Consider the following 14,190-nt stretch of genomic DNA (forward strand, 5'->3'; position numbering starts at 1 on the left):
GCGCTGCTTGAGGGCCTTGTTATAAGAGGGCCAGTTGGTGATTTTAAAATTTTGTTTTGCCATGGAGACCTGATTTTGAAACAACTGTGGTGATCTGCTCCGATGATTACCCAAAAGTTCTATTTATTCAACAAAGCCCGGGTGAAGGGGAGTCATCACGCATGCTGTTTGCCAATCCGGCCAGCGCGATATTAGCATCGATCACCTTTTGCAGCGCCACGGTCACTTGCTGTTCGGCATTATCTCTCAGTGCCTGTTCGCCCCACTGTACAAAGGTATCGCGGGCGAGCGTTGCCACCTGAACCTTAATGTTCAGCGCCAGATTATCTCCGTTTTTCACCAGATAGTGCTGAAATTCATACCATTTAGCCAGCGCATCGACGATTCCGGCTTTTAGATAGCGCACATCGCTGCGGGCAATCACGTCACTGTCGACCAGCACCATCACCGGCATGTGTTGCAATACCTGCGTTCCCTGATGCCCACCCAGCTCATCATACAGAATACTGATCGGTGACCAGGCCGCGCAGGTGGCAGTGATGGTCGGCAAAGTGATCGCCTGACCGTTCTCCAGCCCGTCAGCGACCGCTTTGGCACAGTCCACCACCAACACCGAGGACAACCTGCACGCCGCGTTGAGCAATTTCATGCTGATGGTGTGCAATCGCCTCGCGCGTACATTCCCTTTGCAACAGGTATACATCAAACTGCACGTCGGACTGCATCAAACTGGTGGAGAGTGCACGTTCTACCGCTGCCCAGGCGCGTGGACTGGTCAACACGGCAATGTGACGAGAAAATGGCGCAACCAGTTCACACACACGTGAAAGCAGGCCTGACTGGTGGTGATATACACCGAGAGATTTGATAGAAAACACAGTAATTCCTTGATTTTTATACACTGTTCCAACGCATACGCACAGGTTATAAAGTGCAATAGTAAAAGCCTGTCAGCAGGTTGTAACCGATAAAATGGTCATAAGATATAACGTGAAGGTATAAAATCCTGTTTATTTTGAATGAGATAGTTTCCAAACAAACAGCGCTCCTTCACGTCCCCTCAATGTGCATCCCACTGTTGTTAGCCTGCCATTACCCTCAGAACTGACGAGCGCGTTGCAAATAGTTAACCCGATTTCGTTCTAAACCAGGAATATTGAAACAGGAACATCATGATGAAAATCCAATTGACCCGGCACGTCAGTGCCGCGCTGCTGACCCTACTTGCCGCCGTGACACTGGCTGGTTGCGATAATAACAAGAGCGTGGAAACGCAGAGTAAGGTGCTGCGCGTAGGCACGACGAGACAAAGCTTCCCAGGTTCTTATAAAGAGAACGGCACGCTGGTCGGCTACGATGTCGAGGTTGTGGAAACCATCGCTCGCGAATTGGGTTATCAGGTCACCTGGACCACCGCTGATTTCAGCGGACTGATGGGCCAGTTGGAGGCTTGAAAGCTGGATACCGTGGCCAATAATTTCGTGAAAACCATCGAGCGTCAGAAAAAATACAACTTCACCGACGCTTACCTCACTTACGCAACGCAAATCGTCACCAGCGTTGAGAACAAAGACATTCAGTCTCTGGACGATCTCAAGGGCAAAACCGTATCTGGCGTCTTAGGCTCGACCCACGTGACCAACCTGCGCAACGCCTTTCCCAACAATGACGTCACCATCCGCACCTATGAAACCCGCGACGGCGCAATGAATGATGTGATCAACAATCGCGTTCAAGGCTATGTCAATTCCCGCCCTATCCTGTTGGCAGAGATTAATAAACGTCACCTGCCGCTGAAGCTGGTGGGTGAACACATCTCCAATGAACAAGTCACGTTCCCGTTTGCCAAAACGGCGGAAGGCGACAAGTTGCTGGCAGCATTCAATCAGAAACTGCAACGGCTGCGTCAGAGCGGCCAGTTAAAAGCCTTGGCAGAGAAGTATTTCGGCAGTGACAAAGTGCTGGAGGGCGGTAAAGCGGAATAAGCGATTTTCGCCCTCGCACAGCGGGGGCGTTTTCCACATAACAAGCTATGCAGATACCAGAAAGACGGGTTGAGAAAGCAAAAAGCGGCTATCCCTGAGGAATAGCCGCTTTTCACGGAAAGTGGTCGGCGAGAGAGGATTCGAACCTCCGACCCACTGGTCCCAAACCAGTTGCGCTACCAAGCTGCGCTACTCGCCGAAATGCTTTTTTTCAACGCCATCAGTGTATCACACTGACTGTTGATAATGTTCGTTGGTGCGAAGAGAGGGACTTGAACCCTCACGTCCGAAGGACACTAACACCTGAAGCTAGCGCGTCTACCAATTCCGCCACCTTCGCATACATTCACGAACATCTGAATCTGGGGTGGCTAATGGGACTCGAACCCACGACAACTGGAATCACAATCCAGGGCTCTACCAACTGAGCTATAGCCACCAATGTACTGCTTACAACTAACGATAAAACCGGCACTTCCCTTACGGTGAATTGTACCACCGCAGCTCTTGCACACAATTCTTGTAAAAAAGTTATTGGTGCGCCCGACAGGATTCGAACCTGAGACCTCTGCCTCCGGAGGGCAGCGCTCTATCCAGCTGAGCTACGGGCGCATAGCGCCGTTGCGGGTGGGGATAGTACGGATTTAATCTCTGCCTGTCTAGTGCTTTTTTATCGAAATGATGCGTTTGCTTATGCTTTGCGCATTTCGTACCGAAAACACACAGTCAGCGACGACTCCCACCCCTCAATCAGGCTTCGGGTGCCGTTAATGCCTGCTTTTTTCGCCCTTCCAGCATGGCATAAATCACGCTAACCACGGCAAGAAACGCCATCCCTACCAATAAGGACATCCGCGTGTCTTCATTGATGTACATTCCCACCAATACGCACAGCAGGAAGGACATAGTCAGATAGTTCACCCACGGAAACAGTACGGATTTGAACGGATGCCCTGCTAATTGTGCCTGATGCTGCTGGCGAAACCGCAGTTGGCTTATCAGTACCACAAACCACGGCACCATGCCCGGCAGTACGCTGGCGCTGTAGACATAGACGAACACTTTTTCCGGGTTGGGAGTGATGTAGTTTAACACCGAACCTAACAGCAGACAAAAAATCGAGACAGCAACACCTGCCGCAGGCACGCCGCTGGCTGTGACTTTGCCTATCCAGGCCGGGAGCTGACTGTTGTTTGCCAGTGAATAAAGCATGCGACCGCAGCTGTACATCCCGCTGTTACAGCCGGAAAGCGCAGCGGTCAGCACCACAAAGTTAATGATACCTGCCGCAGCGGTAATCCCGATTTTGGCAAAGGTCAGCACAAACGGACTGCCGGCAGTGCCAATTTCATTCCATGGAAAAATGGTGACGATGATAAAAATGGCACCAACATAGAAAATCAGAATACGCCACAGGATGTTATTAATTGCACGCCGCAGGGTAATTTTAGGGTTCTTGGCTTCACCGGCAGTGATCCCAACCAGCTCAACGCCCTGATAAGAGGCCACCACCAGACACAGTGCAAACAACAGCCCTTTCCAGCCACCCGCCAGGAAGCCCCCGTGCTCGGTCAGATTGGCAAAGCCGGTCGCCTGGCCGTGGTTGCCAATACCAAAAAAGATAATGCCAACGCCAACGACAATCATCACAATAATGGTGGTGATTTTAATCATGGCAAACCAGAACTCGATTTCACCGTATAAACGCACAGCGGCCAGGTTGGCTAGCGCCACCAGCGCCACGCACACGATAGCGGGGATCCACTGCGGCAGTTCCGGGAACCAGTACTGCACGTAAACGCCGATGGCGGTGATTTCGGAAATCCCGACCGCCATCCACATAAACCAGTAACCCCACGCGGTGAGATGGCCAAAAAACGGGCTCATGTATTTATGCGCATAGACGGCAAAGGAGCCGGTGACCGGTTCCATATAGAGCATTTCACCCATTGAGCGCATGATAAAGAAAACGAATATCCCGGCGACGATATAGGCCAGCAGCACAGAAGGGCCAGCCCACTTCAATGCGCTCGCCGCGCCCATAAACAACCCAACGCCAATCGTTCCACCAAGCGCGATCAACTCAATATGTCGCGCCTCAAGCCCACGGTGGAGCTTGCCTTTCGTTTCCTCGTTTGCCATAGATCCTCAGTCTTAAATGTTGTGTTTTCCTCCCGGTTTCATACCGGGTTTTATCGTGCACATCCCGCTATTGAGCGGGTTCGCACATTTTAGGCAGCATATCCTTCTGCATTTTTACCTTATTGGCAAATAGTCATTTAAAATCAAATGAGAATAACAATTTTTTTTTAAGAGCCAATCGTCATAACCAATACCGATGGTTCAGCAGAGGGTCACGCCGTTACAGGCGCCCGCTGAAGTAGTAAGCGAGGAATTTTAATAGCTTAATCTGACGCGTAATCCTGCTGGGTTGGCTCAACAACCGGTAGAACCACTCCAACCCCATACGCTGCCACGCCAGAGGTGCGCGTTTTACGTGCCCGGTGAAGACGTCATAAGTACCACCCGCGCCCATATAAAGCGCCTGCGGATGGCAACGGCGGCAATCACGCATCAATATCTCCTGGCGAGGGGAACCCATCGCCACCGTAACGATGCGCGCCCCGCTGGCGCGCACCCGTTCAAACACCTCATCGCGCTGTTCCGGTGGGAAATAACCATCCTGACTGCCAACAGTATTTACCTGCCATTGGGTCCGCAGTTTCTCTTCCGTTTGATGTAGTATCGCCGGTTTTCCGCCCAGCAAAAAAACCGGGGTGCCTTCCGCACCGGCTTTTTGCATCAGCGCTTCCCACAAATCAGCACCGGCGACACGCGTCACCTGCGCCTGGGGATATTTACGCCTGATGGCGCGCACAATACTGATGCCATCGGCATACTTGTATTCGGCCTCGGCAATCAAATCCCACAGCGGCTTATCCTGCTCGGCCGCCAACACTTTCTCGGCGTTGATTGCCACTAACGTGCCGGTTTTTACCTCTCCCTCAGCGAAAAGGTACGCCAGACAGGCAGCCTGGTCCGCAAATCCGTGCAGCGGGATATTGCGAATGCGATAAAGCGGGACAGAAGCGGGATTTTCCATGAGGGTTCCTTATGGCGTATCCGGAGTGTGGTGGGGCAAGGTCACTGATGCCGTATGCGAACGCGTCCAACGCTGACGAATCAGGCCCGCACGTTCAAACAGCCAATACAGCAGCTTCGCCACCAGCACGCACAGCCCAAACACCAGGATAAAAAACACCACGCGCGACACAAAAGCATCGCCGCCTTCTCGCACCAACACTATCAGGTTAAAGATGGCACCAAAGCAGAAACTTTGCAGCACCGCTGCGCTGTAGCGATTCTGGCTGAGACGACCCGATTCATACAGTGCATCAAACCACTTGACGATGAGGCCGACCACGATGGCACCGAGCGGAATAAACAATACGCCGCCCATCACCACCAGCGATCCCAGCAACGTAGGCGAAATCGCCAACCCGGAGTGGTTATTGAGCACCTCCCAAGTGAAGTAATTAGCGCTATTGAGCACCAGATTGGGACGAGCGGGCCACAGCCAAGACGGAATAAGGACATAAAAATCACGCACGATGGGAGCTAACCCCTGAAATTCGATGTCACCATAGTGTTGCCACAGCAGCGCCAAATTTTCCCACGGCGAGAAGGTATCGCGTGTCAGATAAAGGAAGGTGTAAAACGCTTCCGCACCGCTTACGTCCAGGCTGTAGCGTTTTAATGCCAGCCAGAACATGGCGGTCACGCCCACCGCCCCCGCCGCGACCAGCATCCATAGCGTGATCCAACCGCGCTGAATGCCGATAAACAAGAACAGGGCAAAAGCGATAATGATATTCGCCCGCGTACCGCCGACAATCAGGTAGGTCAGTATTCCGAACCCGACGGTGCCCACCAGAAACAGCAGCCAGGCACGGCGCGTTTGGTGCAGAAAATAGACCACCAGCATGGCAGGGATAAAAAAATAGAAGAAGCGCTTCAGGGCAACGCCCGAGACCTCACTGGAAAAAATCTGACTATAGGTGCGCATTTTGAATAGCAAAAAACCGTTATTGATAAAGAAAATAGCCACTGTCACCACGGCCACCAGCGCCAGCAATAGCCATGTCAGGTGCGTTTCGACACGATTCATCATGAGCCAGGGTTCGCCGGGCGGTCGGCGTTGCGCCCGCAGACGGGTTTTATAAGCCACGTAATAGATGGCGTAAAACGCGGTTGCCGACAGCAGCGCCTGAAGTAAATAGGTCGCGGGCACCACTGCCACATTGAATCTGAACGCCAGCAGGCAGGTAAAGGGAAAACCGAAATAGAATGTCAGCAGAAATAGTATTGATAACAGTACGTTAAAGTTAAATCGTACTCGGCGAAACTCCTGCCAGGTCAAAAAAAGAATAAAACTGACGGCAAACAGATACACCACGACCAAGCCGCCGAACTCACCCTGTGTCATGGTTTCGTCTCCGCCGCCAACGTCAAGGCATCGAGCCATCCTCGCTGGTAGTTAGGCTGGAAGAACGCGATGCGGCGCTGATCCACGCTGGCGATCTGACGTTGCGCTTCACGCACCACAGCTTCCGTCAACGTATCGCCGTAAAACAGCACAGGTAAATGCTGCTCGGCCAGATCCTGCCAGAAGGGATTCTTCCGGCTGATGACAAAGGGCACCCCGCACCGAATCAGCAGGCAAAGCGTACCTATGCCTTGCTGGCGCGGGAAGATAAATACGCCGAGATCGCAACTGCGCAACAGGTTCAGGTAATCATCGAACGCCAACTGTTCACTCAGCAACTGAAACTGCTTCGTGCCAAACAGCGTTTCACCTTCCTGCGCCACCTGATTGACGTAGTCTTCATTGTTTGCTGGATATCCCATGGGGATAATCACCCGCACCTGCGGCCCCAGTTGCTGATGAATAGCACACAGCGCTTCGATATGCCGATTGCTCTTATCACCGGAATTACCCACCAGCACCGTCATCGGTCCAGCCAGCGGTTTGGTCGCGGTCTCTTCCGTCAGCGCCGGGTTCATTTTGGTGGGGAAATAAAGTAAGGAGGCAGGCACATCCGCATGCCGCTGCCGATAGAAATCCAGATCGCCACGCGTAGCAAAGACATGACCGATACGCCCCTGTGCCATGCGACGCAGCAGGTAAAACAGGCGATGCTTCCACTGCGCAGCCTCTTCATACAGATCCGCGCCCCACACGTGCCAATAGGCCTGTGCCGGTTTGATACGCCGACCCAACAGCGCCAGCCAAATCCACGGATTAAACTGTCCGTGGAAAAAGAACCGCGTCTGTCGGTCGGCCCGCGCCCGCGTCACCACCGCCTGCGCCAGCGCACGTTTATCGGCATAGCAGGTTAACGTCAACCCAGGAAAAGCCTGCTGCAAGCCCTCATCACCAGATACCACCATAAAATGCGTGACCACGGGCGCAGGGAGTTGTGTTGCCAGCACGTCATGGAAGAAGCGCAGCAGAGTCTGGTTATGATGTGGGATATCCGATCCCAGCACGTGAATCAGTGTCGTCATGGTCGCCTACGGTAAATAAGAAAAACACAACAGCACAGGAAAAAGTAAACCACATAGGTCAACATATAGGCTTGCGTGGCCCCCAATGCGCCGTGGCGCGAAATCAACCACTGGGAGAAACCACTCAGCAACAGAAACTGGATCAATTCCGCCAGCATATAAAAGCGCAGCGCCGCTTTGGCGATCACCAGATAACCAAAGACATAGGCCCCCACTTTCATCACATCGCCCAACAGTTGCCATGCGAAGAGATCGCGCATCGGCACAAACTGCGGGGAAAACAGCAGCCAGATAGCCACATCTCGCAGTGACCAAATAGTGAGACTGACAGCAGCCACCGCAGGGATAACAAACCGCAACGCACGGCCGATCTCTCGCGCAATCGCCGGTTTTTCCTGCAATCGCGCCAGCGTCGGCAGCAAATAGACCGAAAACGCGGCGGTGATAAATTGCAGGTAAGCATCGGATATCGAGCTCACTCCCTGCCACAAGCCGACCGCATCCCACCCGGCATGCGCCGCGAGAACGTTACGCATCATGATATAGGCAACGGGTACCGTTACCGCCGTCATCACCGCCATCAGGGTAAATTTCCCTAACTGCGTGGCGAACGCACGATCCCGTACCGGACGCAAATGCTGCCAACGCAAAGGAGTACGCCGCCACAGCAACACACCGGCGGGCAGCGCGATCAACGCCGGTACCAGCGCCAACCCCACCAGCGCACCGGCGTAGCCCCCCAGCAGAAAGCAGGCAACAAACGCCACCAACCCAATCAGGCTGCCCCCGACAATCGCCAGCGCATTGCCCTGTGCGTCCCGATACCCTTTCAGGATAGCCAAAAAGAAGTTGGCACAGGCAATGCCCATTTGCAGCAACGCCAGCAGACGAATCACGTCACGATAGCGATCATCGCCAAACAACACCGTGGCTATCGGCCCGGCTGCCAGCACAAAGAGGAGCGCTAACGCCGATGAAAAGAGCGCAATAAGCGTCGCTGACGTCCCCAACACCCGTTGCAACGGCTCAGGCTGCTGCTGATGGTGCGCCACCAGCATGATCACACCATTAAATATTCCCGCGCCTGACATCACGCCCAACACCGTGATCAGTTGGCGGTAATTCCCCGCCAGCCCCACGCCGCTCGGGCCGAAGGCCACTGCCAGCAATTTGATAACCACCAGGCCAATGGTGATTTTGACCAGCGTCGAACCCGCCGTCCATAAGGACGCTTTTGCCAATGACATATCAGGAAAAGAAGCTCAGGATGGTGTTGATCACCGTACGCTGATTCACATCTGAGAGATTATAAAACAGCGGCAACCGGACGAGTCGCTCGCTTTCCCGCGTGGTGTAACGATCCTCACCGGAAAAGCGCCCGAAGCGCAGCCCCGCAGGCGAAGTATGCAGCGGAATATAGTGAAACACTGTCAGGATGTCTGCATCCTTCATGTCGTGAATAAACGCGGCGCGATCGTCAATATCGCGCAGCTTGAGGTAAAACAGGTGCGCATTGTGCTGGCAGTGTGCCGGCAGCGTGGGCAGCGTGACGCGCCCGGCCTCTGCCAACGGGCGGAAGGCATCATAATAGTTATGCCACAGGAGCAAACGTCGTTCGTTGATGCGCCCGGCGGCTTCCAACTGCCCCCACAGGTAGGCAGCCTGAATATCTGCCATCAGGTAGCTAGAACCAATATCGCGCCAGGTATATTTATCGGCCTGACCGCGAAAGAACTGGCTGCGGTTGGTGCCTTTCTCGCGGATGATTTCCGCACGCTCAACCAACGCGGGGTCGTTGATCAGTGTTGCACCGCCTTCTCCGCAGGACGTGTAGTTTTTGGTTTCGTGAAAACTGAAGCAGCCAATATGACCCATCGCCCCCAACGGACGCCCTTTGTAGCGCGCCATCACCCCTTGCGCGGCATCCTCCACCACCCATAGATCGTACTTTTCCGCCAGCGTCATAATGGCGTCCATCTCGCACGCCACACCGGCATAGTGCACTGGAACGATGGCACGGGTTTTGTCGGTAATCGCCGCTTCAATTTTGCTTTCATCGATGTTCAGCGTATCCGGGCGTACATCGACATACACGATGGTTGCCCCACGCAACACAAAGGCATTTGCGGTGGAAACGAAAGTGTAACTGGGCATGATCACTTCATCCCCCGGCTGAATATCCAGCAGGATGGCTGCCATTTCCAGCGATGCGGTACAGGAGGGGGTCAATAACACCTTCTTGCTGCCAGAATAGTGCTCCAGCCATTGCTGGCAGCGGCGAGTAAAACCGCCGTCACCACACAGCTTGCCGCTGCTCATGGCGGCCTGCATATAGTCCAGTTCGGTACCCACAACCGGGGGAGCGTTAAAGGGAATCATGCGGTCTCCTGTAAAACCAATGCGCCGTGTCATGAATCTGCGCGCCAGCGCGTTGATAAAGGCGCAGCGCGCACGTATTACCCAACTGCGTAGCCACCCACAAGTGCGCCACGTGCTGCTGTTGGCACCAGTGCCTTGCCAGTGCCATAAGCAGCATGCCCACCCCACCAGAAGTGCCCTGCCACGCGGCCAGAAGGCCGATGCGCGCTTGGTCCGTCTGCGTTTGGCGCAGTGTCACCCAACCAAGCGGCGCGCCCTGCGCGTCGTGTGCAATCAGGCAAACATCGTCAAAGGTGCCACGTACCGCGTTTTCCACCCATTGCGCATAAAAACGCCCGCTGTCTGCAGCGTGATACCAAGGTGTGCGAAACCGACTCTGCGAAAAAACGCGCGAAGCGGCATCACGCAGCAGCGCAATATCTGCGGTATCCGCCACGCGCCAGGCCGGAAGTACAGCCTCGACAGAATCGATGGGCAGGCAAAAATCCACTTCGCTCTCTGCCAGTTGGAAACCTCCGGCAGAGAGCGCATCGATCATCGCCAGATCGCTGGCAGCGACCTTGGCTTGCACCACGGCATACGCGGTCAACGCCTCAGATGTTAGCACTGGCGCATCATCACTGAACGACAGGCGCGCGCTGGGGAGTGCGAAAAAATCGCTTTCCCACACTAACGGCATCAGATGCGCACAGATCGTGGCTGTCATCGCCTCTCCTATAATGGCCTGCACGCAGCTGTTACTGACACACGGGCACGACAAACGTGTCGATTATGCGTCCAGCCCCAACCGTTCTCCGGTATAGGAGCCATCCTGCACACTGCGCCACCAGGCTTCGTTATTCAGGTACCACAACACCGTTTTATGCATGCCGGTTTCAAACGTTTCCTGTGGTTTCCAACCCAGCTCCCGCGCCATTTTGCTGGCATCAATGGCATAACGCATGTCATGTCCGGGTCGATCAGTAACGTAAGTAATCAAATCGCGATAATGGGTTACACCCGCCGGTTTTTGCGGTGCCAGTTCTTCCAGCAGATCGCACAGGGTATGCACCACGTCGAGGTTTTTACGCTCGTTATGACCGCCGATATTGTAGGTTTCCCCGATTTCACCCGCCGTCACCACGCGGTAAAGCGCACGCGCATGATCTTCAACAAACAGCCAGTCACGGATCTGCGCACCGTTGCCATACACGGGCAGCGACTTACCGGATACTGCGTTGAGGATCATCAGCGGAATCAATTTTTCCGGGAAGTGGTAAGGACCGTAGTTATTGGAGCAGTTGGTGATGATCGTCGGCAGCCCATAGGTGCGCATCCAGGCACTCACAAGATGGTCGCTGGAGGCTTTGGATGCGGAATAAGGGCTGCTGGGCGCATACGGCGTGGTCTCAGTGAACAGATCGTCCGTACCATGCAGATTGCCAAACACCTCATCGGTGGAAATATGATGGAAACGGAAAGCCGCTTTTTTCTCGCCATCCAGCGCGTTCCAGTAGTGGCGCGCCGCTTCCAGCACCTGATAGGTACCGACGATATTGGTTTCAATAAACGCCGCCGGACCATCGATCGAGCGGTCAACGTGACTTTCCGCCGCCAGATGCATCACCAAATCCGGCTGATACGTGGCAAATACCCGATCCAACGCGGGACGATCACAGATATCAACTTGCTCGAACGCAAAACGATCGCTGGCTGCCACCGGCGCCAATGATGCCAGATTACCGGCATATGTCAGCTTATCGACCACCACGACGCTGTCTTGCGTTTCCGTTACCAGATAGCGTACCAGCGCGGAGCCAATAAACCCTGCACCGCCTGTCACCAAAATACGTTTCAACGCCATACTCCTTTCGTGTCTACAATCCATTGTTGTTTTATCTTTTCAGGTTCTATCGCGCGGAATGCACGGTGATCGACCAGCATCACCACCACATCCGCCTCACGCAACGCCGTCGGCAATTCCGTCAACGTAACCAACCCGGTCAAACGTGGCGGCAACGCAGTCACATTCGGCTCCACGGCAAGTGTCGTGCCGCTGTGCCACTGCGCAATCATTTCGGTAATCCCGACCGCCGGGCTTTCGCGCAAATCGTCAATATCCGGCTTAAACGCCAGCCCAAAACAGGCGATGGTCACGTCACTGGCGCGTTTGCCGCTCTGCACCAGACAATCCGCTACTGCCATTTTAACGCGATCGACCACCCACAACGGCTTACCGTCGTTCACCAACCGCGCCGTGTGTATCAAACGCGCCTGCTGCGGATTTTGCGCCACGATAAACCACGGATCTACCGCGATGCAATGACCGCCAACGCCGGGGCCGGGCTGAAGGATATTCACACGCGGGTGACGATTCGCCAGACGAATCAATTCCCATACGTTGATATCCTGTTCAGCGCAAATCAGTGACAGCTCGTTGGCAAAGGCGATATTCACGTCACGTAAGCTGTTTTCCGTCAGTTTACACATCTCAGCCGTGCGCGCGTCGGTTTCAACGCACTCACCTTCGAGAAAAATCTTGTACAACGAGCTGGCGTGCGCGGCACAGGCTGGCGTCATGCCGCCAATCACCCGGTCATTTTTCACAAGTTCCACCACGACCTGCCCAGGCAATACCCGCTCCGGGCAGTAAGCGATGTGAATATCTGCATCGTCCCCGGCGTGCTGCGGGAAGGTCAGATCGGGCCGGGGGTCGGCCAGCCACGCCGCCATCTGCTCCGTCGCGCCAACGGGACAGGTGGATTCAAGCACCACCAGCGCGCCGGGTTGCAGCACCGGTGCAATCGCCGCTGCCGCAGCCTGTACATAGCTCAAATCCGGTTCGTGCCCCTCTTTAAACGGCGTCGGCACAGCGATCAGAAAGGCATCGGCCGCCTCGGTTTTGTGCGTTGCCGTCAAATAACCGTTTTCCACAGCGGCCTTAACCATGGCCCCCAGATCGGGTTCAACGATATGAATCTCACCACGATTGATGGTTTCCACCGCGTGGCGATTAACGTCCACGCCAATCACCTGTTTTTTCCGTGAAGCGAACGCGGCGGCGGTCGGCAGACCGATATAGCCCAGCCCAACCACCACTATTTTATTGATTGTCATTGCGTTAGTTGTCATGGTGTTGCTCATTGTCGTGTAACTAAAGGGTTCTTCAGTGCAGCAATAATACGCTGACAGGCGGTGCCGTCACCTAACGGGTTATGCGCCCGGCTCATGGCCTGATACGCTGCATTGTCGGTCAGCAGTTGCGACACCGCGTCCAGAATCGTCACCACCTCTGTGCCAACCAACCGCACCGTTCCCGCGTCCACGGCCTCTGGCCGCTCTGTTGTCTCACGCATCACCAGCACGGGCACGCCCAGCGAAGGGGCCTCCTCCTGAATACCGCCAGAATCGGTTAAAATCAGGTACGACCGGTTCATCAGGTAAACAAACGGCAAGTACTCCTGCGGCGCGATCAGAAACACGTTATCAATGCCGCTTAAAATACGATTTACCGGCTCACGCACATTCGGGTTCAGGTGCACTGGATACAGAATCTGCGCCTCCGGGTGGCGACGGGCAATGCTCGCCAACGCCGTGCAAATACGCTCGAACCCACCGCCAAAGTTTTCACGGCGATGGCCAGTGACCAGAATCAGTTTTTTATTCGCATCCAGAAAACCGTAGTGGGTATCTAGGGAGTGGCGCAATGTTTCATCGCCAAGAATACGATCGCGCATCCAGAACAGCGCATCGATAACCGTATTTCCCGTCACCAGGATCTGCCGGTCACCGAGGTTTTCCCGCAGCAGGTTATCACGCGCCCGCTCGGTTGGCGCAAAGTGATACATCGCCAAATGGCCGGTCAGCTTACGATTGGCCTCTTCAGGCCATGGCGAATAGAGATTACCCGTGCGCAACCCTGCCTCCACATGAGCGACGGGAATACGCTGATACAGCGCCGCAAGGCTGGCGGCCAGAGTGGTGGTAGTATCACCATGCACCAGCACCAGATCGGGTTTGAACACCGTCAATACCGGTTCCAGTCCTTCCAGAATGCGGCAAGTGACCTCACTCAGCCCCTGACCCGGCTGCATAATGTTCAAATCATAATCCGGCGTAATAGCAAATAAACGCAGCACTTGATCCAGCATCTCCCGGTGCTGGGCTGTTACGCATATTTTCGATTCAAAGGCTTCATCTTGAGCCAGGGCATAAACCAGAGGGGCCATTTTGATAGCTTCTGGACGGGTGCCGAAAATAGTCAACACTTTCACTATGA

The 14,190-nt window shown here is 54.5% G+C and carries 12 protein-coding genes, 4 tRNA genes and 1 pseudogene; 1 reads left to right on the forward strand and 16 read right to left on the reverse strand.

Going from position 1 to position 14,190, the window contains the following annotated elements; translation table 11 throughout:
• Positions 1 to 127 precede the first annotated feature (127 nt).
• Positions 128 to 649 (reverse strand): iron-containing alcohol dehydrogenase, encoded by a 522-nt coding sequence (locus QZ506_RS09745; RefSeq protein ID WP_291970696.1) that lies wholly within the window; start codon positions 647 to 649, stop codon positions 128 to 130.
• The gene (locus QZ506_RS09750; RefSeq protein WP_291970699.1) at positions 579 to 878 is read right to left on the reverse strand and encodes a hypothetical protein; all 300 of its coding nucleotides are present in this window, start codon (positions 876 to 878) and stop codon (positions 579 to 581) included. The genes QZ506_RS09745 and QZ506_RS09750 overlap by 71 nt, the downstream gene beginning before the upstream one ends.
• 297 nt (positions 879 to 1,175) lie before the next feature.
• Here QZ506_RS09750 and QZ506_RS09755 point away from each other — a divergent pair.
• Positions 1,176 to 1,985, forward strand: a pseudogene (locus tag QZ506_RS09755) (transporter substrate-binding domain-containing protein).
• Positions 1,986 to 2,107: 122 nt separating this feature from the next.
• On the opposite strand, the gene QZ506_RS09760 reads toward QZ506_RS09755, so the two are convergent.
• From QZ506_RS09760 to wecB, 14 genes are all read right to left on the reverse strand, one after another.
• Positions 2,108 to 2,184 (reverse strand) — tRNA-Pro (locus QZ506_RS09760).
• A 55-nt stretch (positions 2,185 to 2,239) separates the two neighbouring features.
• Positions 2,240 to 2,325 (reverse strand) — tRNA-Leu (locus tag QZ506_RS09765).
• A gap of 23 nt (positions 2,326 to 2,348) precedes the next feature.
• A tRNA-His gene (locus QZ506_RS09770) sits at positions 2,349 to 2,424 on the reverse strand.
• 96 nt (positions 2,425 to 2,520) lie between these two features.
• A tRNA-Arg gene (locus tag QZ506_RS09775) sits at positions 2,521 to 2,597 on the reverse strand.
• Between the two features lie 138 nt (positions 2,598 to 2,735).
• Positions 2,736 to 4,127, reverse strand: a complete 1,392-nt coding sequence (locus QZ506_RS09780; RefSeq protein ID WP_291970701.1) for an amino acid permease — start codon at positions 4,125 to 4,127, stop codon at positions 2,736 to 2,738.
• Positions 4,128 to 4,347: 220 nt separating this feature from the next.
• Positions 4,348 to 5,088, reverse strand: coding sequence for a lipopolysaccharide N-acetylmannosaminouronosyltransferase (wecG, locus tag QZ506_RS09785; RefSeq protein WP_291970703.1), 741 nt, complete (start codon positions 5,086 to 5,088; stop codon positions 4,348 to 4,350).
• 9 nt (positions 5,089 to 5,097) lie between these two features.
• The gene (gene wzyE / locus QZ506_RS09790) at positions 5,098 to 6,471 is read right to left on the reverse strand and encodes an ECA oligosaccharide polymerase (protein ID WP_291970799.1); all 1,374 of its coding nucleotides are present in this window, start codon (positions 6,469 to 6,471) and stop codon (positions 5,098 to 5,100) included.
• Positions 6,468 to 7,553, reverse strand: a complete 1,086-nt coding sequence (locus QZ506_RS09795; RefSeq protein WP_291970705.1) for a TDP-N-acetylfucosamine:lipid II N-acetylfucosaminyltransferase — start codon at positions 7,551 to 7,553, stop codon at positions 6,468 to 6,470. Before QZ506_RS09795 ends, wzyE begins: the two co-directional genes overlap by 4 nt.
• Positions 7,550 to 8,800 carry a lipid III flippase WzxE gene (gene wzxE / locus QZ506_RS09800; RefSeq protein WP_291970707.1) on the reverse strand — a complete coding sequence of 417 codons (1,251 nt, stop codon included), beginning with the start codon at positions 8,798 to 8,800 and terminating at the stop codon, positions 7,550 to 7,552. The genes QZ506_RS09795 and wzxE overlap by 4 nt, the downstream gene beginning before the upstream one ends.
• A gap of 1 nt (position 8,801) precedes the next feature.
• Positions 8,802 to 9,932: a dTDP-4-amino-4,6-dideoxygalactose transaminase gene (rffA, locus tag QZ506_RS09805; RefSeq protein WP_291970709.1), complete on the reverse strand. Its 1,131-nt coding sequence runs from the start codon at positions 9,930 to 9,932 to the stop codon at positions 8,802 to 8,804.
• Positions 9,919 to 10,638: a dTDP-4-amino-4,6-dideoxy-D-galactose acyltransferase gene (rffC, locus tag QZ506_RS09810; protein ID WP_291970711.1), complete on the reverse strand. Its 720-nt coding sequence runs from the start codon at positions 10,636 to 10,638 to the stop codon at positions 9,919 to 9,921. The genes rffA and rffC overlap by 14 nt, the downstream gene beginning before the upstream one ends.
• Positions 10,639 to 10,701: 63 nt before the next feature.
• A complete protein-coding gene (gene rffG, locus QZ506_RS09815) occupies positions 10,702 to 11,769 on the reverse strand; it encodes a dTDP-glucose 4,6-dehydratase (protein WP_291970714.1) in 1,068 nt (355 codons plus the stop codon).
• Positions 11,766 to 13,028 carry a UDP-N-acetyl-D-mannosamine dehydrogenase gene (gene wecC, locus QZ506_RS09820; protein WP_291970716.1) on the reverse strand — a complete coding sequence of 421 codons (1,263 nt, stop codon included), beginning with the start codon at positions 13,026 to 13,028 and terminating at the stop codon, positions 11,766 to 11,768. Before wecC ends, rffG begins: the two co-directional genes overlap by 4 nt.
• 23 nt (positions 13,029 to 13,051) lie before the next feature.
• Positions 13,052 to 14,185, reverse strand: a complete 1,134-nt coding sequence (gene wecB, locus QZ506_RS09825) for a non-hydrolyzing UDP-N-acetylglucosamine 2-epimerase (protein ID WP_291970718.1) — start codon at positions 14,183 to 14,185, stop codon at positions 13,052 to 13,054.
• Positions 14,186 to 14,190: the final 5 nt, after the last annotated feature.

It is taken from the genome of Candidatus Symbiopectobacterium sp., assembly GCF_020054415.1.
Lineage (GTDB): Bacteria > Pseudomonadota > Gammaproteobacteria > Enterobacterales > Enterobacteriaceae > Symbiopectobacterium.